The 19,799-nt window shown below is 72.2% G+C and carries 18 protein-coding genes and 1 pseudogene; 10 read left to right on the forward strand and 9 right to left on the reverse strand.

Going from position 1 to position 19,799, the window contains the following annotated elements; all coding sequences use genetic code 11:
* Positions 1–220 precede the first annotated feature (220 nt).
* Together R2740_RS02355 and R2740_RS02360 are read right to left on the reverse strand one after the other, a co-directional pair.
* Positions 221–424 (reverse strand): hypothetical protein, encoded by a 204-nt coding sequence (locus tag R2740_RS02355; RefSeq protein WP_371301074.1) that lies wholly within the window; start codon positions 422–424, stop codon positions 221–223.
* 103 nt (positions 425–527) lie between these two features.
* Positions 528–893: a hypothetical protein gene (locus R2740_RS02360; RefSeq protein ID WP_371301075.1), complete on the reverse strand. Its 366-nt coding sequence runs from the start codon at positions 891–893 to the stop codon at positions 528–530.
* 298 nt (positions 894–1,191) lie between these two features.
* Between R2740_RS02360 and R2740_RS02365 the strand changes: the two genes are divergently transcribed.
* The 4 genes from R2740_RS02365 (at position 1,192) to secA (ending at position 6,926) form a co-directional block, all read left to right on the forward strand.
* Positions 1,192–1,482 carry a hypothetical protein gene (locus R2740_RS02365; protein WP_371301076.1) on the forward strand — a complete coding sequence of 97 codons (291 nt, stop codon included), beginning with the start codon at positions 1,192–1,194 and terminating at the stop codon, positions 1,480–1,482.
* Positions 1,482–1,787: a hypothetical protein gene (locus R2740_RS02370; protein ID WP_371301077.1), complete on the forward strand. Its 306-nt coding sequence runs from the start codon at positions 1,482–1,484 to the stop codon at positions 1,785–1,787. Before R2740_RS02365 ends, R2740_RS02370 begins: the two co-directional genes overlap by 1 nt.
* 171 nt (positions 1,788–1,958) lie before the next feature.
* Entirely contained in the window at positions 1,959–3,989 is a 2,031-nt protein-coding gene (locus R2740_RS02375) for an acyltransferase family protein (RefSeq protein ID WP_371301078.1), read from the forward strand.
* Positions 3,990–4,085: 96 nt separating this feature from the next.
* Positions 4,086–6,926: a preprotein translocase subunit SecA gene (secA, locus tag R2740_RS02380; RefSeq protein WP_371301079.1), complete on the forward strand. Its 2,841-nt coding sequence runs from the start codon at positions 4,086–4,088 to the stop codon at positions 6,924–6,926.
* 174 nt (positions 6,927–7,100) lie between these two features.
* Here secA and R2740_RS02385 read toward each other — a convergent pair whose 3' ends face one another.
* Both R2740_RS02385 and R2740_RS02390 read right to left on the reverse strand, forming a co-directional pair.
* Positions 7,101–7,316, reverse strand: coding sequence for an Rv3235 family protein (locus R2740_RS02385; protein WP_371301080.1), 216 nt, complete (start codon positions 7,314–7,316; stop codon positions 7,101–7,103).
* Positions 7,317–7,464: 148 nt separating this feature from the next.
* Complete coding sequence (locus R2740_RS02390; protein WP_371301081.1) at positions 7,465–8,166, reverse strand: LysM peptidoglycan-binding domain-containing protein; 702 nt, start codon at positions 8,164–8,166, stop codon at positions 7,465–7,467.
* A gap of 131 nt (positions 8,167–8,297) precedes the next feature.
* Between R2740_RS02390 and R2740_RS02395 the strand changes: the two genes are divergently transcribed.
* On the forward strand, positions 8,298–8,831 hold the full coding sequence (locus R2740_RS02395) for a hypothetical protein (RefSeq protein ID WP_371301082.1): 534 nt from the start codon (positions 8,298–8,300) through the stop codon (positions 8,829–8,831).
* Positions 8,832–8,847: 16 nt separating this feature from the next.
* On the opposite strand, the gene R2740_RS02400 is transcribed toward R2740_RS02395, so the two are convergent.
* From R2740_RS02400 to R2740_RS02420, 5 genes and pseudogenes are all read right to left on the reverse strand, one after another.
* Positions 8,848–9,180, reverse strand: a complete 333-nt coding sequence (locus R2740_RS02400) for a sec-independent translocase (RefSeq protein WP_371301083.1) — start codon at positions 9,178–9,180, stop codon at positions 8,848–8,850.
* An 8-nt stretch (positions 9,181–9,188) separates the two neighbouring features.
* Positions 9,189–10,355 (reverse strand): Mrp/NBP35 family ATP-binding protein, encoded by a 1,167-nt coding sequence (locus R2740_RS02405; RefSeq protein WP_371301084.1) that lies wholly within the window; start codon positions 10,353–10,355, stop codon positions 9,189–9,191.
* 24 nt (positions 10,356–10,379) lie between these two features.
* Positions 10,380–10,919: a DUF1003 domain-containing protein gene (locus tag R2740_RS02410; RefSeq protein WP_371301085.1), complete on the reverse strand. Its 540-nt coding sequence runs from the start codon at positions 10,917–10,919 to the stop codon at positions 10,380–10,382.
* Positions 10,916–12,198: pseudogene (locus R2740_RS02415) on the reverse strand (magnesium transporter MgtE N-terminal domain-containing protein). The gene R2740_RS02410 and the pseudogene R2740_RS02415 overlap by 4 nt, the downstream one beginning before the upstream one ends.
* Before the next feature lie 10 nt (positions 12,199–12,208).
* Positions 12,209–14,122, reverse strand: coding sequence for an alkaline phosphatase family protein (locus tag R2740_RS02420; RefSeq protein ID WP_371301086.1), 1,914 nt, complete (start codon positions 14,120–14,122; stop codon positions 12,209–12,211).
* 212 nt (positions 14,123–14,334) lie between these two features.
* Here R2740_RS02420 and R2740_RS02425 point away from each other — a divergent pair, with 212 nt between their 5' ends.
* From R2740_RS02425 to R2740_RS02445, 5 genes are read left to right on the forward strand one after another with little or no spacing between them, the layout of a single operon-like run.
* On the forward strand, positions 14,335–15,900 hold the full coding sequence (locus R2740_RS02425) for a hypothetical protein (protein ID WP_371301087.1): 1,566 nt from the start codon (positions 14,335–14,337) through the stop codon (positions 15,898–15,900).
* Positions 15,891–16,133 carry a DUF6752 domain-containing protein gene (locus tag R2740_RS02430; protein ID WP_371301088.1) on the forward strand — a complete coding sequence of 81 codons (243 nt, stop codon included), beginning with the start codon at positions 15,891–15,893 and terminating at the stop codon, positions 16,131–16,133. Before R2740_RS02425 ends, R2740_RS02430 begins: the two co-directional genes overlap by 10 nt.
* Before the next feature lie 4 nt (positions 16,134–16,137).
* On the forward strand, positions 16,138–17,292 hold the full coding sequence (locus R2740_RS02435) for a hypothetical protein (RefSeq protein ID WP_371301089.1): 1,155 nt from the start codon (positions 16,138–16,140) through the stop codon (positions 17,290–17,292).
* A 10-nt stretch (positions 17,293–17,302) separates the two neighbouring features.
* Positions 17,303–18,412 (forward strand): hypothetical protein, encoded by a 1,110-nt coding sequence (locus R2740_RS02440; protein WP_371301090.1) that lies wholly within the window; start codon positions 17,303–17,305, stop codon positions 18,410–18,412.
* Between the two features lie 45 nt (positions 18,413–18,457).
* Positions 18,458–19,789: a phospholipase D-like domain-containing protein gene (locus R2740_RS02445; protein ID WP_371301091.1), complete on the forward strand. Its 1,332-nt coding sequence runs from the start codon at positions 18,458–18,460 to the stop codon at positions 19,787–19,789.
* Positions 19,790–19,799 lie beyond the last annotated feature (10 nt).

The raw sequence follows: 19,799 nt of genomic DNA on the forward strand, positions 1-19,799 counted from the left end.
GGGACCTCGTACTGATCCACCCGGACATGCCCGGCCAGGTCGAGGACCGGCTTGACGGTGACGGTTGCGTCGGTGGCCGCACCAGGCCCGGATGGTGTCGGCGTCGATCGGGGTGCGGGTGTTCTCGCACCGCCCCACCCGGCCACCGGCCTCGCCGGTGAGCGCCTGCTCGGAGAGGTGCAGGAACAACGTCACCGGCCGCTGCGGACGCGCCGTCGCCTCAGCGGCCGAGCCGGTCGGGTCGTCGTAGGAGGGCGAGCTGGGTCCGGGACATCTCACCCAACGCGGTCGCGCGAGCATCCAACGACTCGGTCGACCCGGCGATCCTCAGCTGCTCCGCACCGGCCGCCAACGCCTGGTCCAGGTGCAGGGCGTCGGCCAAGTCCAGCTCACCAGACACCTGGCAGGTGCCGGTGAAGGACACCTGATCGGTGTGCACATGCACGTCGACGCCGCGTGTCCGGGCACGTCGGGGTAGGGTTCTCGGGGTCCTCCCGCGCCACCCCACCTGACACGGGCTTCCAGGATCAGCGCGTCGAGCTGGGGGACCGACACCCGCCCGACCACGGTGGCGACCTGACGGTCCACGAACCCCGCCCCCGCCTGCGACAGACACGTGGTGGCGTCGGCGACCGGCGGGCCCGCCACACCGGGACCCGGCCCTCCTGCACCAGCCCCCACAACCCCGGCAGGCGATAGGCGAGCTCGAGGGCGTGCCCGATCAACCGGCGACCACTGTCGGTGGTCAGCCCGAGGGCGGTGGCGAACTCCGCCACCGCGTACTCCGCGATCTCCGGGGCACCCGCCCCGGCCAGCGGCAGCACCTGGCCGGCCTCCCACCACGACGCCGCTCCGCCGAGATCGGTGGGCTCGTCAGCGCCGGCCCACTCCACCGCCGACGCGAGCAGCCCGGCCTCACCTACACCACCGCCCGTTGGTGGTTGCGGGCAGCCGACAACACCGCATCCGGCGACCCCGGTGTCGGGACTCCGCGCGGTGATCGGCTGACTGGCTCATAGGTCAACCCAACCAGGCGCCACCGACAATCACGCCTGCTCAGACCCTGTTCGTCCCACCAGGTGAGACAATAACCAAAGAAACTTTCGACCGACCCACACCCCAGATGCGGCCCCGGACCGACGCCAGGAGTCACGGTGTCGAGACGCAGTACGAGCGTCCTCACCTGGAGCCGTGAAGCAGACCCGGCGCCCGCCGGACCGCAGCAAGCGGGAGCGGGCACTCGTGCTCCTCACGCCAGCGCCGCACCACCACGGGACCTACGTCAGCCGCCGAGCCGACGAGCATCAGCGCACCGTCAGCGCCACCGAGCTCTGCCGGGACAACGCCACCCGGTCAGCTCGCCAGACCCACCCCTGGCGCCAGGCCGACACCGTGACCTACGGTGCCCGGGTGAGGCGTCCGCACGAGAACGTCGCGACCGTGCTGGTGCATCAGCGCTCGCCGACCTCGAGCTGGAGCTGATGTCGCTCGACCTACGGGTGTGGCCGGTGCACAGCGCGCCGATCTGCGCGGACGGCCCGCGGGAGGCCTTCCAGATCCGCCGCCGGCTGGTGATGGCCGCGCAGGGAGCCTGGGACCTGGCCGACCACTGGATCCCGGTGTGGATCTCGTTCGGCGACTCCTGGCGGCGCGGCGACGAGCCGCTTCCGTGGGCGGCGCACCGCACGCTGTGGGAGGCCCTAGACCGCCGCGCCGAGCACGTGCGCTTCCGGCGCCGGCTCGGTGGCGTGCCGCCACTGCAGGCTCCGCTGGAGCAGGCGGGCTAGACGGACCGCGCCCGCAACCAAACCGACCCCATCGGCATCCCATGGCCGTGGGGAACGGTGGGAGTCGAGGACGGCGGTCCGGTCGGACGTCCAGGGCCTGCGGGCCGTGGCGGTCGGGCTCGTCGTCCTCGACCACGCGGGCGTGCCGCTGCTGGCCGGGGGTTCGTCGGCGTGGACGTCTTCTTCGTCGTGTCGGGGTTCCTGATCACCTCGCTGCTGCTGCGCGAGGTCGAGCGCACCGGACGGGTGCGGATCGGCGACTTCTACGCCCGCCGCGCGCGGCGGATCCTGCCCGCGGCGACGGTCGCGCTGGTGGCGACGGTGGTCGCGTCGGCGCTGCTGCTGCCGCTCACCCGCAGCCTGCGCGTCGCCGGTGACGCGGCCTGGGCGGCGCTCTTCGCGGGCAACGTCCACGCGGCTCGCACCGGCACCGACTACTTCTCGGCCGAGGCCGCGCCGTCGCCGCTGCAGCACTTCTGGTCCTTGGGTGTGGAGGAGCAGTTCTACCTCGTCTGGCCGCTGCTCGTCGCCGCGTTGGTCGCCCTCACCGCGGTGGCCGGCGCCGCGCGGGTACGCCGGCTGGTGCTCGCGGGCGCGCTGGCACTCGTGGTCGTCGTCTCGTTCGCCTGGTCCGTGCACCTCGTCGAGACCGCGCCGACCGCGGCGTACTTCTCCGCACCGGCGCGCGCCTGGGAGCTGGCGGTCGGTGCGCTGCTGGCCGTGCTGGCGGGCCGGGCATCCGCCGTTCCGGCCGCGGCTCGGGGGACCCTCGCCGGACTGGCCCTGGCAGCCGTCCTCGGCTCCGCCCTGCTCCTCGGCCACGACACCCCGTTCCCCGGGTGGGCCGCGCTCCTCCCGGTGGTCGGCACCGCCGTCCTGCTCGCCGTGGGCATTCCCGAGCCCGCGGGACCGGCGCGCTTGCTCGCGATCGACCCGATGGTCTGGCTGGGTGACCGGTCCTACTCGCTCTATCTCTGGCACTGGCCGGTGCTGCTGCTCGGCGCTCCGCTCCTCGACCTGCCCACCCTGCCCCGCACGGCCCTCCTGGTCGGCGCGGCGACGGCGCTGTCCGAGCTGAGCTTCCGCCTGGTGGAGGCTCCGTTCCGCACCGGCCGCTGGTGGCGCCCGCCGCGCCGCTCGCTGGCGCTCTGGCCGGTCGCACTCGCCTGCACCCTGACCGCGGTGCTGGCCGTCCATGCCCAGGCCGGTCGGGTCACCGACCGGCTGGCGGCCGCCAGCAGCGGGTTCGACCCGAGGGCCGTGCCGGCCGCGGAGCGCACCGCCCGCACGGGCAACCGGGTCCACGACCTGATCGCCGACGCCCTCGATCGGGCCGAGGTGGCCGCACCGATCCCGTTCCCGGTCGAGAACGACCTGACCGACCTCGACCACGACCGGCCGGAGTACGGCGCCGACTGCGTGGCCGACGACGCCGAGGTCGGCCACGACCTGTGCCCGCTCGGCACGGTGGGCGCGGCGCAGCGGGTGGTCGTCGTCGGCGACTCGCACGCCTACATGTGGCTCCCGGCGCTCGACCGGCTCGGCCGGCGCGGTGGGTTCGAGGTGGTGCCGCTGGTGAAGTTCAGCTGCACCCCCTATGACCTCCCGATGCGGACCGGCCCCGACGGACCGGCGTTCCCCGAGTGCCAGGCACAGCACGACTGGGCGCGGCAGCAGATTGCGACCCTCGACCCCGAGCTGGTGCTCGTCGCCTCCCGTGACTATCCCGACGAGCTGCTCACCGAGCCCGGCACGGCTGCCACCTGGCGGTCGGCCGTCCGTGCCTTCGCGGCCGAGACTCACGCCCTCGGGCCCCAGGTGCAGGTGCTCGGCGACGTCTCGACGGTGTCCGACCCCGCGGGCTGCCTGCTCGCCGACGGCGCCACGATGGCGGACTGCACCGGTCGGATGGACCCGCACGTGCGGGCCGTCAACCGCGCCGTCGAGGCGGGCGCGCGCGCCGCCGGCGCTCGGTACGTCGACGTCAACCGGCTGGTGTGCGTCCGGGGGCGATGCCTTCGTCGTCGACCGGGTGGTGACCTTCCACGACGGCCAGCACGTCAGCCGCACCTGGGCGCTCCGCGTGGCCGACGAGCTGGGTCGGATGCTGCACCTGGATCGGCTGCCGAGCTCCGACGCCGACCCGGACCGGACCACCCCCGCGGGGGATTCCCTCGCGGCTGGGCAGGCTGGGTAGCATGACGAGGGCGCCGCCTGCCGGCCGCGCTCCCACGTCCCCGGCTCGGGCCCACCCGGGTCAGTCCGCGTCCGGGGTGCCCATCCCAGGAGTTCCCGCACGTGCCTGCCATCCTCGACAAGATCCTCCGCATCGGCGAGGGCAAGATCCTGCGCCAGCTCGAGGCGGTCTCCAAGGCCGTCAACGCCATCGAGGACGACTTCGTCGCGATGTCCGACGAGGAGCTCCAGTCGATGACGGCGGAGCTCAAGGAGCGCCTCGAGAAGGGCGAGTCCCTCGACGACCTGATGCCCGAGGCGTTCGCCACCGTGCGCGAGGCCGCCAAGCGGGTCATCGGCCAGCGCCACTTCGACGTGCAGGTGATGGGCGGCGCCGCCCTCCACCTCGGCAACATCGCGGAGATGAAGACCGGCGAGGGCAAGACGCTGGTGGCCACCCTGCCGACGTACCTCAACGCGCTCACCGGCAAGGGCGTCCACGTCGTCACCGTCAACGACTACCTCGCGAAGTACCACGCAGAGTGGATGGGCCGCATCTACGCCTTCCTCGGGCTCACCACCGGCGTCATCCTGCCGTCGATGAAGCCCGAGGAGCGTCGCGAGGCCTACCACTGCGACGTCACCTACGGCACCAACAACGAGCTCGGCTTCGACTACCTCCGCGACAACATGGCCAGCTCGATCGAGGAGTGCGTGCAGCGAGGACACCACTACGCCATCGTCGACGAGGTCGACTCGATCCTCATCGACGAGGCGCGCACCCCGCTGATCATCAGCGGCCCGACCCAGGACGAGGTGCGCTGGTATGACGAGTTCGCCGCGCTGGCCAAGACGCTGACCAAGGACGTCGACTACGAGGTCGACGAGAAGAAGCGCACCATCTCGGTGCTCGAGCCGGGCATCACCAAGGTGGAGGACCACCTCGGCATCGACAACCTCTACGACTCGGTCAACACCCCGCTGATCTCCTTCCTCAACAACTCCATCAAGGCCAAGGAGCTCTTCCGGCACGACAAGGAGTACGTCGTCCTCGAGGGCGAGGTGCTGATCGTCGACGAGCACACCGGCCGGATGCTGTCGGGTCGCCGCTACAACGACGGCCTGCACCAGGCGATCGAGGCCAAGGAGGGCGTGCAGATCCGCGAGGAGTACCAGACCCTCGCCACCGTCACCCTGCAGAACTACTTCCGCCTCTACGAGAAGCTCGCCGGCATGACCGGCACGGCGATGACCGAGGCCAGCGAGTTCGACAAGATCTACGGCCTCGGCGTGGTCCCCATCCCGACCAACAAGCCGATGCAGCGGATGGACCAGGCCGACCTGGTCTACCGCACCGAGGACGCCAAGTACGACGCCGTGGTCGCCGACATCGAGGAGCGGCACCGCGCCGGCCAGCCGGTGCTCGTCGGCACCGTCTCCGTCGAGAAGTCCGAGCACCTCGCCGGCCTGCTCAAGAAGCGCGGCATCCCGCACACCGTGCTCAACGCCAAGCAGCACGCCGACGAGGCGAAGGTCGTGGCCCTGGCCGGCCACCGGGGCTCTGTCACGGTGGCCACCAACATGGCCGGCCGCGGCACCGACATCATGCTCGGCGGCTCCGTCGACTTCCTCGCCGACCAGGAGCTCCGCAAGCAGGGGCTCGACCCGCAGGAGACCCCGGAGGACTACGAAGCCGCCTGGGCCGACACCGTCGAGCGGGTCAAGGAGCAGGTCGCCGCCGAGCACGACGCCGTCCGCGAGGCCGGCGGCCTCTACGTCATCGGCACCGAGCGCCACGAGTCGCGACGCATCGACAACCAGCTCCGCGGTCGCTCCGGCCGTCAGGGCGACCCGGGTGAGTCGCGGTTCTACCTGTCGCTGCAGGACGAGCTGATGCGGCTGTTCAAGTCCGACTGGGTCGACCGGGTGCTGCAGGTGCTGAAGGTCCCCGACGACGTGCCGATCGAGAACAAGCGGGTCACCAACGCGATCGCCAGCGCCCAGGCGCAGGTCGAGTCGCAGAACTTCGAGTCCCGCAAGAACGTCCTGAAGTACGACGACGTGATGAACCGGCAGCGCGAGGTGATCTACGGCGAGCGCCGCCAGGTCCTCGAGGGTGCCGACCTGCAGGAGCAGGTGCGCGACTTCATCGACGACGTGATCAAGGGCTATGTCATGTCCGCCACCGAGGACTACCCCGAGGAGTGGGACCTCGAGGCCCTGTGGGTGGCGCTCAAGCAGCTCTATCCGGTGTCCCTCGACCACGAGCAGCTCGTGGAGGAGGCCGGTGGCCTCGAGGGCCTGGACCGCGAGGAGCTCGTCGAGCAGCTGCAGGCCGACGCGCAGGCGGCCTACGACCGCCGCGAGGAGGAGGTCGGGCCGGAGGTGATCCGCGAGCTCGAGCGCCGCGTGATCCTGTCGGTCCTCGACCGGAAGTGGCGTGAGCACCTCTACGAGATGGACTACCTGCGCGAGGGCATCTACCTGCGCGCTTACAGCCAGCGCGACCCGCTGGTCGAGTACCAGCGTGAGGGCTTCGACATGTTCGCGGCCATGATGGACGGCATCGCGGAGGAGTCGGTCGGCTTCCTGTTCAACCTCGAGGTCCAGATCGAGGAGGAGCAGCCGCCGGTCGAGCTCGAGGACGCCGGCATGTTCGACGTCGTCTCGGCGCCGGAGGCGATGGGGGCCGCGCGCGACGCCGCGAAGGAGAGCCAGGCCGACCACCCGCTGATCAAGGCGAAGGGGCTCGACGCTCCTCAGCAGCCGAAGAACCTCTCCTACTCCGCGCCGTCGGAGGACGGCGAGGTCGAGGTCACCGGCGGCACGGTCACCCAGGCCGACGACGAGTTCGCCGGCACCGGACGCAACCAGCTGTGCCCCTGCGGCTCGGGCAAGAAGTACAAGAAGTGCCACGGTGCACCGGGTGGTCCGACGGGGCTGACCGCGCGCGTCAACGGCTGACCCGAGCGCGCCTCGCTGGTCAGGCGAACTCCAGGGCCGAGCACAGCCATCGCTCGCCGGCCAGCTCGAAGCCGAGCGGCGATGGCGCGCGACCGCTCGCCGTGCCGCACGTGGATGCTCACCTCGACGCGGGTGTCGGTGACGAAGCAGCTGCGCACTCCTGCACCTGAGGCCTTACCACCTGACCGGTACGACCGGCGCCGGCCTGGTGACCGCCGGCCCGCGCCACCAGCTGGGCCCGACGGACCAGGTCGGCGTAGACCGCGGGGCCGTCCACCGCACCAGCTGGCTGGCCGGGCGGTCACCGGCGACGATCTCGACGACCGCCTGGGCGTAGCGGTGGGCCCACTGCTCGACCCGACGACGGCGGCCCGACTCGATCGGCACCACGTCGCCGCCCGGACGTCCGGGCGAGCGACCCGGCAGCGGGGAGGGTCGTAGCGCGGGGCCAGGTCGAGGGCCAGGGTGCCCTGGACGCTGGCCAGCGGCACGGCAGGCAGTCGGCGGCGGCCGGGCTGGGCGGTGTCGAGCAGGCTGGTCATCGACTCCTCTCGGTGGACGGAAGCACCAGGACGATGCCGGGGAGCAGCAGGTCGGGGTCGTCGCCGATCGCCACCCGGTTGAGCCGATAGATCCGTCGCCAGGCGGCGCCGATCTCCGCCTCGGTCGCGTCGGGCGGCAGGTCGCGGGCGGCGATGGTCCAGAGCGTGTCGCCCGGCCCGACCCGATGGGTGCCGGCAGCGTCGTGGGTGAGCGCCCCGCGGGGCTGCACGGCGGACGCCGCGACGTCCCTCGCCGGGGACGTGGACGGTGCGGGGCGCCCAGCGGCCGGCAGGCCCTCCGCCCGGTCGGGGAACGGCAGTCCGTGCAGGGGATCGGCCGTCTGTGCCACGCGGCTCTGCTGCGGGCGCGCCAGGTCGTCGGCGCCGAGGGCAGGAGTGGCCAGCCCCGCGGTGAGCGACGCGCCCAGGGCCGCGAGCAGCAGCCGGTGCAGCCACTGCGGACAGCCGCGGGGTCGCGACACCCGACCGCGAGCGGCCCCGAGGAGCACCGCGGTCGTGGCCGCCCACCACCAGGCGCCGCAGCCCAGGAGCGCCACCGCCGAGCCGGCGCGCAGCATCGACGTGAGGTCGCTGGTGCCGCGGGCCACCAACCCCAGGTCCGGGGCGAGCAGCCACGGAAGGAGGCCCACCACCGCCGTGACTCCCAGCCAGGTCGGCGCCACCCGCCAGGTCCGCATCGCATCCGATCCTTCCGTTTGCGTTTGTTTGCGATGATTCAATGATGTTGAGGGTGGTTCGTCAAGCGTCTTCTCCACAGGCTGGGTGCCGGCACGGCGGCCGCGGCCATCGGGGTGGCAGGCTCGTCCCCATGACCTGGGACGACGAGCTGGCCACGCTCTTCGCCGACCTGGAGCGGCAGGCCGAGGCGCTCTACGGCGAGGAGCGCGCGGCCGAGCTCGCCGACCGGTCCCGGGCGGAGTACGCCACCGTCTCGCTCGCCAGCCGGCTGATGGCGTCGATGGGCGAGGAGGTCACCCTCGACGTGCTCGGGGTCGGGTCGATCGTGGGCCGACTCGACCGGATGGGCGACGGCTGGTGTCTGATCCGCTCGCTGGGCACCGACTGGGTGGTGGTGGCCGAGGCGGTCGCGGCGCTGCGTGGGGCGTCGGAGCGAGCGGTCCCGGAGGCTGCCTGGTCACCGCTCACGCGGCTGGGCGTCGGCTCGACGCTGCGCGGCCTCGCCGCCGCCTCCGCCCGCTGTGTCGTGCACCGGCGCGACGGCGCGCGTCACGAGGGCGTGCTCGACCGGGTCGGCGCCGACTTCGTCGAGGTCCGGCCCGAGGTCGGCCGGGTGCAGCTGGTGTCCTACGCCTCGCTGGCGGCCGTGGCCAGTCGCGACTGACCGGCCGGCCCGGGCCTCAGGTCGCCTCGACGTCGTACGGCGGCACCTCGCCGGCCTGCAGAGGCTTCTCGCGGGGCCGCCTCGGCGTGGGCTCCTCGTCGTCGTCCTCCATGGCCTCGAGGACGTGCTTGCGCACGATCTCGCGAGGGTCGAGGTCCTTCAGCTCGAGGTCGGCGTACTCCGGGCCCAGCTCGTCGCGGAGCTCGTCGCGGGCCATGTCGGCCATCCGGCGGACCTGGCGCAGGAAGCGCCCGGCCTGGCGGGCCAGGTCGGGCAGCTTGTCGGGCCCGACGACGAGCACCGCGACGAACGCGATGACCGCGAGCTCCGGCAGGCCGACCCCGAACATGGGTGCGCCTAGTGGCTGCTGGTGGGCGTCAGGCCGAGCTGCATGCCGGCCAGGCCGCGGCCCTTCTCGGCGAGCGAGGCGGCGATCCGGGTGAGCTCGGCCGCGGCCGGTGCGGTCGGGTCGGACTCGACGATGGGCTTGCCGGCGTCGCCGCCCTCGCGCAGCGAGGTGTCCAGCGGCACCTCGCCGAGCACCGGGACGTCGTAGCCGAAGCGCTCCGAGAGCGTCGCCGCCACCCGCGCGCCGCCACCGGAGCCGAAGATCTCCAGTCGATGCTCGGCGCCGCAGTGGGGGCACGGGAGATAGCTCATGTTCTCGACCACACCCACCACGCGCTGGTGCATCATCGAGGCCATCGTGCCGGCCCGCTCGGCGACCTCGGCGGCCGCCTCCTGCGGCGTGGTGACCACGACGACCTCCGCGTTGGGGAGGTGCTGGCCGAGGGAGAGCGCGATGTCGCCGGTGCCGGGGGGCAGGTCGAGGAGCAGCACGTCGAGGTCGCCCCAGTAGACGTCGCTGAGCATCTGCACCAGCGCCCGGTCGAGCATCGGGCCGCGCCAGGCGACCACCTGGTCGCGGCGCGGCTTGAGCATGCCGATGGAGATCACCGAGACGCCCGACGGCGTCGGCACCGGCATGATCATCTCCTCGACCTGCGTGGGCCGGGAGTCGGCGACGCCGAGCATGGCCGGAACGGAGTGGCCGTAGATGTCGGCGTCGACGACGCCGACCTTGCGTCCGCGCGCGGCCATCGCCAGGGCCAGGTTGACCGTCACCGAGGACTTGCCGACGCCGCCCTTGCCGGAGGCGACCGCGATCACCCGGGTCAGCGAGCCGGGCTGGGCGAACGGGATCTCGCGCGCCGGCTGGCCGCCGCGCAGGTCGGTCTGGAGCGCGGAGCGCTGCTCGTCGCTCATCACCCCCATCGTCACGGTGACCCCGGTGACGCCGTCGACCTTCGTCACCGCGGCGGTCACGTCGCGGGTGATGGCCTCGCGCATCGGGCATCCGGCCACCGTGAGGAGCACGTGCACGGAGACGGCGCCGTCGTCGGACCGGTCGATGGAGTCGACCATCCCGAGCTCGGTGATGGGGCGCTTGATCTCGGGGTCGATGACGGTCGCCAGGGCCGCCCACAGGTCGGGGTGGGTCTGCTCGGGGGAGGGGGAGCTCATGGTGTCCAAGAGTACGGGTGGCCCTCAGGACCGGTCGCCCGTGGGTGGCTCGGTGGGGTCCTCGTCCTCGACTCCGGACAGGCGCTCCTCGAGCTCGCCGGCGAAGCTGCGCAGCTCGGAGCGCAGGAAGTCGCGGGTCGCCACCTCGCCGACGGCCATCCGCAGCGAGGCGACCTCGCGGGCGAGGTACTCCATGTCGGCATGGGCGCGGGCGTTGGCCTGCCGGTCCTGCTCGGCGACCACCTTGTCGCGGGTCTCCTGACGGTTCTGGGCGAGCAGGATCAGCGGGGCGGCGTACGACGCCTGCAGCGAGAGCATCAGGGTCAGGAAGATGAAGGGGTAGCGGTCGAACTTCAGATCGGCGGGGGCGAAGATGTTCCAGCCGATCCACACCCCCACGAACACCGTCATCCAGAACAGGAAGCGTGCGGTGCCCATGTAGCGCGCGAAGCCCTCGGCGAACACGCCGATCGTGTCGGCCTCGGGGTCGGGGCGGCGCAGCACCAGCCGGCGCTGCTCGCGCGGGGTGTCGAGTCGGCCGCGGGTGGGTCGGGAGTCGCTCATCGCACCCCCCGGTCGGCGGCCCGGCGCTCGGCCAGCACGTCGGCGCCCGCCTGGTCGCGCCAGCCGTCGGGCAGCATGTGGTCGAGGAGGTCGTCGACCGTCACCACGCCCAGCAGCCGGCCCTGCTCGTCGACGACCGGCGCGGCGGTGAGGTTGTAGTAGGCCACGTGGGCGGCCACCTCCTGCAGCGTCGCGTCGGGGTGGATGTACGTCGTCTCCTGGTCGAGCACACCGGCGACCAGCTCGCTCGGTGGCTCGCGGAGCAGCCGCTGGATGTGGGCGAGGCCGAGGAGCTTGCCCGTGGGCGTCTCCAGCGGCGGGCGGCAGACGTAGACCTGCGCCGCCAGCGACGTCGGCAGCTCCTCACGCCGCACGTGCGCGAGCGCCTCGGCGATGGTCGCGTCGGGCGGGAGGATCACCGGCTCCGGCGTCATCATGCCGCCCGCGGTCTCCTCGTCGTAGACCATCAGCCGCTTGACGTCCTCGGCCTCCTCGGGCTCCATCAGCGCCAGCAGCCGGCTCGCCTGGTCGGGCGGGAGGTCGGCGATCAGGTCGGCCGCGTCGTCGGCGGACATCTCCTCGAGGATGTCCGCGGCCCGCTCCGGGTCGAGGCGGCTGAGGATCTCGACCTGGTCCTCGTCGGGCATCTCCTCGAGCACCTCGGCCAGCCGCTCGTCGTCCATCTGGGCCACCACCGCGGCCCGTCGCTCCGACGGCAGGTCGTGCAGGGCGCTCGCCGCGTCGGCGGGACGCATGTCGCCCAGCGCCGCGATCAGCTGCGTGGCCCCTGACGGTCGTCGGGCCTGGCCAGGCCGCTGACGGCGTCCCACTCGACCACGTGGGTCTGGCCGCGGCGGCGCAGCGCCCGACCCGGCTCCTGGACCGCGAGGCGGCTGACCACCCAGTCGCGGTTGCGGCTCTGCTCGAGCCCGACGTCGTAGATCGCGCCGCGCACGCCGGTGTCCTTGATGACGACCTGACGGTCGAGCATCTCGCCCATGATGAGCGTCTCGGTCGGCCGCTGCTCGAAGCGGCGCAGGTTGATCAGCCCGGTCGTGTAGACCTGCCCGCTGTCGATGTTGGTCACCCGCGTCATCGGCACGAAGATCCGGCGCCGCCCGAACACCTCGACGACCAGGCCGAGCGCCCGCGGCTGCTGGGCGTCGGAACGCACCGCGACGACCACGTCACGCACCTTGCCGACCTGCTCCCCGCGCGGGTCGAAGACCGGCAGGCCGACGAGCCGGGCGACGTAGACGCGAGCGGGGGAGGTGGTCACGGGGAGAACGCTACTGAGAAGGGGCGAACACCGTGAAGGTGCGACCGGGGTCCAGGGTGCCGCCGGGCACCGGAGGCAGCCCGAGTGCCTTGGTCACCACGGCGGCGACGTGGGCGGTGCGGACCGGCTGCCGGCCGCCGTACCCCTTCCACTCACCGCCCGGGTCCTTCAGCTGCGGGTTGAGCGCATAGAGGTCGGCCCCCACCGCCACCCCCGGTCCCCACGCGAGGAACGGCACCCGGATGTTCGGCAGCGCCTTGGTGTTGGTGGCCAGCGTCTTGGAGCCGCCGTGGTCGGAGGTGACCACGACCAGGGTCCGGCCGGCCAGGGCGGAGCTGCCCTCGATGGCCGACAGCAGCTGCCCGAGCCGGGCGTCCGCCTGGGTCACCGCCTGGTCGTACTCCGCGCTGGTGAAGCCGGTGCGCACGCCGGTGCGGCTCGGCGCGGAGAGGTGCAGGAAGCTCAGGGTCGGTGGCTTGGCGCCGCCGAGCCGACCCAGCAGGTCGCTCATCGCGCGGGCGTCGTTGCGGTCGCCCACGTAGTCGGCGATCTTGTCGCGGCCGTTGTCGACGCCGTAGGGGTCCCGCCCGCCGTTGGCGGCGTCCCAGCTGCGATCGACCAGGGTCAGGTTGTCGCGGGTGACCAGCGAGGTCCGGTAGGCGTAGTTGTGGACCAGGTCGAAGACGCTGGACACGTAGTGGCCGGCCGCGGCATGCACGGTGCGGTCCCAGGTGCTGTCCCAGTCGACACCGTGGCCGCCCTTGTCCGGCGTCACCCGGCGCCCGGTGAGCATGCCCACGACGTTGGCGTCCCGGGTGGTGCGCTCGGCCAGGGTGCGGGCGTTGAGCGTGCTGGCGCCCTCGGCCATCAGCCGGTGCAGCGTGGGAGCCCCGGTGGCGCCGAGGCGCCGGATGCTCCCGGCCGTGAGCCCCTCGACGTCGACGACCACGACCCGGTCGGCGTACGGCGGCTGGCGCGGCGCCACCTGGGCGTCGGCGAAGACCAGGGGGTGGTCGGTGGCCTTGGACACCACCCAGTCCCGGCGGTCGGTGTAGCCGGTCCAGCGCACGTCGGAGCTGCCCATCACCCAGTCGACCGGCTGCGGCATTGCCGGCGGGTGGCAGGTGCCGTCGTGGGTGCCGCCGCTCGCGGAGTGCAGCTCCGAGATGGGGGTGATGTAGCAGAAGTAGCGTTCCCGCTCGTTCTTGTCGCCGGTGACGACCACGGGGACCGTGGGGTCCGCGGCCCGCAGCCCGGCGACCAGCTCGGCCTCGCGGCGGTAGCCCTCCTTGCGCCACTTCCAGGCGTCGCCGTGGGTGTTCGCCGGGTTGTGCGAGTTGTAGAACCAGGCCTTCTGCCCGGTCAGCTTGCTCTGCAGCAGCACGTAGGGCATCTGGATCTCGTCGCCCTTGAAGTAGGGGATCCGGATGGTGTGGGACTCCAGCAGCTTCCAGGTGTCCCGACGCCAGATGATCGAGTTGTGCACGCTGGCGCGGCGGCCCAGCGAGGTGCCGGGGTAGACCCGGAACTCGGAGCCGGCGATCTGGTCGAAGTAGTCGGCCTGCTTGGCCTGGAACTCCTGCAGCCCCACGACCTGCAGCTTCTCCTCGCGGATCGCGCGCACGGCCAGGCGCAGGCGCTTCTGGTAGCCGGCGTACTTCCCGCGGCGGTCGCCGCCGGGGTCGGTGTGGCTGGCGCCGAGGACGTTGAAGGAGCCGACCCGGAACGATGCCTGCGAGGCCGCGGGCTCGATCGCCGGAGGCCGCGACGAGGGTCGCTCGGGCTCGGTGGTCCGGCCCAGCCAGGCGACGCCGCCGGCGGTCAGGGCCGCGACCGTGACCAGGGCCGCCGCCGCTCGCAGCCGGGCGCGCCGGGCCGGGGGTCGCGCCGGCACGGGTCGGGCGGGCGAGCGCAGGTCGGGCATGGGGGAAGACCCTTCTGGGGGGAAGCGGCCGGATCGGTGACGTCTCGGGGTGTCGTCCTCGACACCCTCGCCCGGCCGTGGGGACCGTGTGCAGCGTACGCGAAAATCCGTGACTTGTGAGGCCCTTGTGACAATTGGGACGGTCGTGGAGGGGGTCGGCGGGGCGCTAGGCTGACCGACGTCCAGCCCCCCGACCGACGGGAGCCACCCCGGTGAGCACCTCCGCGCGCTCGCGCACCGTGCACATCGGACCCGACGGGCTGCACGCCCGCTCCCGCGAGGAGCTGGTGCTCGACGTGCTCTTCGACGACCGCCGGATCTGGTCGCTGTGGCTGCACCGCGACGGGGAGGACGAGCCCGACGGCGAGGGCACGTTCGTCGCCTGGCCCAAGGGGATGAAGCGGTTCCTCGACGGCGTGGCCCGGGTCAGCGTGGTGGTGCACGAGACCGGGGAGGTGCTCTACGACGAGGAGCACCGGTTCGGCGACGGCGAGGGCCGGGTCGAGGTGGTCGACCGCGACGGCAACCCGCTCGCCACCGACAAGACCGGCCGGTTGGTCAAGACCTTCGCCACCCGCAGCGCCGAGCACGTCGCTCCGCTGCTGGACGCCGTCGAGGAGGTGCTCGACGCGCTGCGCCGGGCCGGGATCGACGCGTTCGTCGCCTACGGCACGCTGCTCGGGGCGATCCGGGAGGGACAGCTGATCGGCCACGACAGCGACGCCGACCTCGGCTACGTCAGTGAGCACTCCGAGCCGGTCGACGTGATGCGCGAGTCGTTCCGGCTGCAGGCCCGGCTGGCGGAGATGGGCTACGTCACCCAGCGCTACTCCGGTGCGGCGTTCAAGGTCGTGGTCACCGAGGCGGACGGGTCGGCCCGCGGGCTGGACGTCTTCGGCGGCTTCCTGCGCGACGGCCACCTCTACCTGATGGGGGAGATCCGCGCGCCCTTCCAGCGGGAGTGGATCTTCCCGCTCGGGACGGCCACGCTCGAGGGCCGCGAGGTGCCGGTGCCCGCCGACCCCGACCGGTTGCTGGTCGCGACCTACGGCCCCTCCTGGCGCACCCCCGACCCGGCGTACAAGTTCGAGACGCCGGCCTCGACCCACCGCCGGCTCAACGGCTGGTTCCGCGGCATCCGCCCCCAGCGCCCGCTGTGGGACGGCTTCTATGCCCGCGCCCCCGAGCCCGCGTCGTGGGAGCCGTCCGACCTGGCCCGGGACGCCTTCGCCGCGCACGGCACCGACGCGACGTACGTCGACCTCGGCTGCGGCCACGGCGCCGACGCGCGCTGGCTCGCCGAGCAGGGCGCGACCGTCTGGGGTCTCGACCACGTGCCCAAGGCGTTCGCCGGCACGGCGGCGTCCCTGCCCGAGGGCTCCACCGCCCACTTCGCCGCGCTCAACCTGCACGAGCTGCGGTCCGTGCTCTCGACGGGCGCGCTGCTCGCCCGTCAGCCCGGCCCGAAGGTGCTGCTCGGCCGGCACCTGGTCGACGCGGTCGACCGCCCCGGGCGGCGGAACCTCTACCGGCTGTGCGACATGCTGCTGCGTGACGGCGGCGAGCTGTGGCTGGAGTACGTCTGCCGGCGAGGTCGCGACCGGCTGGCCCGGCGGCTGCGGGTCAAGGTCCGTCAACCGGCCCGGATCGAGGCCGAGCTGGCGGGCGCCGGCGCCACCGTGACCGGCCGTGAGGTGCTGCTAGCCTCGACACCCGTTGGCGGGAAGGCCGTCGAGGTGCCCTCCCGGATCTGTCGGATGGTGGCCACGTGGCGGTGAAGGACTCGCTCGGCAAGAGCGCCCGGACGGTCGGCGAGAAGGTCGCCGCGACCACCGTCGTCGACCTCCGTCGCCGGGTCAAGCGGCTCGAGGACGAGGTCCAGGAGTGCCGCGCGCTCAACCTCCGGCTGGCCGAGCTGACCGACCTGGTCACCGAGCTGCTGCTCCCGGTCGCGCAGCGTGACGAGGCCAAGGTCGCCGAGCTCCTCGAGCGGTACCAGAAGTCCCTCTGACGTCATGGCGCGTCGCGTCTTCTTCCATGTGGGCCTGCCCAAGACGGGCACCACCTACGTCCAGTCGGTGCTGTGGGCCAACCGCAAGGCCCTCGCCGAGCAGGGCGTGCTCTTCCCGGGCGGTCCGCGCGAGCACCTGTGGGCCTCGCTGTCCGTGCGGGAGCGGCCCGGTCTCGCCCAGCGCAACCCGGAGGCCGAGGGGGCCTGGGACCGGGTGGTCGAGGCACTCGCCGCCTGGGACGGCGACGCCCTGGTCAGCCACGAGTTCCTCGGCAGCGCCAGCGCCGAGCAGGCGCAGCGGGCGGTGGCGGCGGTGGCGCCGGCCGAGGCCCACGTCATCGTGACCGCGCGCGACCTGCTCACGGTGCTCAGCTCCTACTGGCAGGAGTACGTCAAGCACGGCTTCGAGTCGACCCTCGACGAGTTCCCGGTCAGCCGGGAGTCCGGCGACGAGTGGGGCTGGGAGGCCCTCGACCTGGCCGGGGTGCTCCGCCGCTGGGGTGGCGACCTGCCACCGGAGCGGGTGCACCTGCTCGTGCTGCCGGAGCGCGACGCCCCGCGCGAGACCCTGGTCCTGCAGTTCGCCGAGCTGCTCGGCGCCGACGCGTCGGGCTTCTCCTTCGACCGGGCGCGGGAGAACACCTCGCTGGGGCTCGTCGAGGCCGAGCTGCTGCGCCGGGTGAGCCCGCACCTGAGCGGCTTCGGCAGCGCCCTGGACCGCGGGGTCTGGATCCGGGGCTATCTCGCCCACCGCATCCTGGTGCCGCGCGAGGGGGAGCGCTTCCTCCCCTCCGACGCCCGGGTCGCCGAGCTCGCCCGGCTCGCCGACGAGGGGATCGCGGAGATCCAGCGGTCGTCGTACGACGTGGTGGGGGACCTCGAGCGGCTGCGCGTCACGGTGGCCCCCGGCAGCCTGCGCCACCCCGACGACGTCTCCCCGGACGAGCTCTTCGAGGCCTCACTCGACACCATCGCCAAGCTGATGCAGGAGATGCGCGTGGTCCGTCGCAACAACAGCACGCTGAAGAAGTCGCTGAAGGACGCGGAGCGGGCGCTCGAGGAGGCCACGGCCGAGGACCCGGAGCCCGAGTCGCGCTGGTCGCGGGCCCTCGACAAGGTACGCCGAGCGGGCGGCGGTCCCGATCCCGAGACTCGTTAGGATGCCCGCCATGTCCGACGCCCGGCTCTTCCTGCACATCGGCCTGCTGAAGACCGGCACGTCCTATCTCCAGACCGTGATGTGGCAGAACGTCGAGGAGCTGCACCGTCAGGGCCTCGACATGGTGCCCGGGTCGAAGCGCGACACCTTCCACCTGATGCTCAAGGCGCGCGACCGGTACAAGCCCGAGGTCGACCCGCCGGAGGTCGCGACCGCGCTGGAGCGGCTGCCCGGGCAGGTCGCCGCGGCGACCAGTGACCGGATCCTCATCACCGAGGAGTCCCTGGCGCCGGCCACCCCCGAGCAGATCGAGGCGCTGCTCGCGGCGTGCTCGGCTCGGGAGGTGCACCTCATCGTCACCCTGCGCGACCTGGGCCGCCAGATCCCGTCGGCCTGGCAGCAGACCCTGCAGGCGGGCATGTCGCTGACCTACCGCGGCTATCTGCGCCGGCTGCGTCGCACCGAGGGCGAGCTGCACAACCGCTACTGGTCGTCCAAGGACGTCGCGGCGATCCTCGACCGCTGGGTGCAGTACGTCCCCGCCGAGCGCATCCACCTGGTGCTGGTGCCCCCGCCGGGCGCGCCCCACGAGGAGTTGCTGCAGCGCTTCTGCCGAGTGGTCGGGGTCGACCCGGAGCGGCTCGACCGCGAGGTGCAGCGCAGCAACGAGTCCGTCGGGCGGGTCCAGGCCGAGCTGCTGCGGCGGGTCAACGCCGCACTCGAGCCGGAGTTCCAGGCCCGCGAGCTCTACGGCGACATCGGCAAGCGCTACTTCGCCGTGCGGGTGCTCGGCAAGCAGAAGGGCGAGCGCATCCGCGTCCCGCGGGAGCTCGAGGAGTGGACCCGCGAGGTCTCCCAGCGCTACGTCGACGCCATCGCCGCGGGCGGCTACCAGGTCGAGGGTGACCTCGACGACCTGCTGCCGCGGGACGAGGCGTTCACCGACGAGGGCAAGGTCTCCCACAAGCAGGTGGCCGAGGCGGCGGTCGCGGCCCTGGCCCGGATGCTGTCCGACGACATGGTCAAGCTTCGCTCCCGGAAGAAGAAGGCACGGGCCCGCCGTGGCACGCCGACAGGCATGCTGCGCCGGGCGTTCGGTTCTGCGCGTCGTCTTGGGTAGAGTGGCCGACCGTATGTCGTGAACCGACCCCGGGGGGATCCCACCATGCTGCGCAGGACCCTGTTGAGCGGCTTCGTCGCGCTGACGCTCGCCATCGGTCTCGCCCCGGCGCCGTCTCAGGGCGCTCCGGCACCGGCCGCGGCGGCCGCCATACCGTCCTCGGCGTCGGTGGCCAGCGCTGCGGCCCTGCGCGCCAAGAAGAGCTGGAAGCCTGCTCCGGGCGCGGCCTTCAACAACCCGCTGGGCAGCATCGGTGAGAAGACCAAGCTGATGTCGCGCATCGTCGCGGCCATCAACCACACGCCCAAGGGCGAGTACATCCGGATCGCGGCCTACTCCTTCGACCGGCAGTCGGTGCTCGACGCGCTGCTCAAGGCGCACCGTCGCGGCGTCCACGTGCAGATGCTGCTCAACGACAACTGGACCTCCAAGCAGACGCTGCGGCTGCAGAAGGTGCTGGGCAAGAAGGCCGGGCGCAAGAGCTTCGTGCGGATCTGCAAGGGCTCGTGCCGAGGTGGCCCGGGCAACCTGCACCTGAAGGTCTACTCCTTCAGCAAGACCGGCGCCGCCACCGACGTGATCATGACTGGGTCGCACAACATGACCGACCGCGCGGTGCGGCTGCAGTGGAACGACCTCTACACGATCAACGGCAACAAGACGATCTACGACACCTTCAAGAAGGTGTTCAACCAGATGAAGTGGGACAAGCGGGTCTCACCCCGCTGGGTCTACTTCCACAGCGGCGACTACTCCGGCCAGTACTACAAGACCACCACCGGCCCGACCAAGGCCGACGCGGTCGGCGACATCACCAGCACCGTCGCGACGAAGATCCCCGGGCCCGACAAGGACCCGGTGATGAAGCGGCTCAAGGAGATCCGCTGCAAGGCGCTGCCGGGCACCGGCAAGAACGGTCACACGGTGATCCGGATCGTCATGTACGGCTGGAACCAGGAGCGCGGCAAGTGGCTCGCCGAGCAGATGTCGGACCTCAAGCGCCGCAAGTGCAACATCAGCATCGTCGCGAGCGCCATGGGCGGCGCAGTGCTGAAGATCCTGCGGCAGCGCAAGATCGACGTCCGCAGCGCCGACTGGGACTTCCCGCCGGTCAACCCGAACGACCCGAAGGCCGTGCGCCGCGCCAACTTCTACTCCCACCTGAAGATCCTGGCCGTCAACGGCAACATGAGCGGCAAGCCGGTCAAGACGGTGTGGACAGGCTCAGAGAACTGGTCGGGTATCTCGTTCCTCAACGACGAGCTGATCCTCGAGATCGACCGGGCGCGCGTCTATCGGAAGTACGTCGACCAGTTCAACTTCATCCGCCGGCGGGCCACGCACAGCTTCGCCACCAAGCCGCTCGGCATGCCCTGAACCGTTCGCC

Source organism: Nocardioides sp., from assembly GCF_041393715.1.
Taxonomy (GTDB): domain Bacteria; phylum Actinomycetota; class Actinomycetes; order Propionibacteriales; family Nocardioidaceae; genus Nocardioides.

Bases quoted from the DNA above. Each gene is read 5' to 3' on its own strand.
- R2740_RS02370 (WP_371301077.1), top strand. From the start codon at position 1,482: ATGTCGCTCGACCTACGGGTGTGGCCGGTGCACAGCGCGCCGATCTGC.
- R2740_RS02390 (WP_371301081.1), bottom strand. From the start codon at position 8,166: ATGCGGACCTGGCGGGTGGCGCCGACCTGGCTGGGAGTCACGGCGGTG.
- R2740_RS02395 (WP_371301082.1), top strand. From the start codon at position 8,298: ATGACCTGGGACGACGAGCTGGCCACGCTCTTCGCCGACCTGGAGCGG.
- R2740_RS02400 (WP_371301083.1), bottom strand. From the start codon at position 9,180: ATGTTCGGGGTCGGCCTGCCGGAGCTCGCGGTCATCGCGTTCGTCGCG.
- R2740_RS02405 (WP_371301084.1), bottom strand. From the start codon at position 10,355: ATGAGCTCCCCCTCCCCCGAGCAGACCCACCCCGACCTGTGGGCGGCC.
- R2740_RS02410 (WP_371301085.1), bottom strand. From the start codon at position 10,919: ATGAGCGACTCCCGACCCACCCGCGGCCGACTCGACACCCCGCGCGAG.
- R2740_RS02420 (WP_371301086.1), bottom strand. From the start codon at position 14,122: ATGCCCGACCTGCGCTCGCCCGCCCGACCCGTGCCGGCGCGACCCCCG.
- R2740_RS02435 (WP_371301089.1), top strand. From the start codon at position 16,138: ATGGCGCGTCGCGTCTTCTTCCATGTGGGCCTGCCCAAGACGGGCACC.
- R2740_RS02440 (WP_371301090.1), top strand. From the start codon at position 17,303: ATGTCCGACGCCCGGCTCTTCCTGCACATCGGCCTGCTGAAGACCGGC.
- R2740_RS02445 (WP_371301091.1), top strand. From the start codon at position 18,458: ATGCTGCGCAGGACCCTGTTGAGCGGCTTCGTCGCGCTGACGCTCGCC.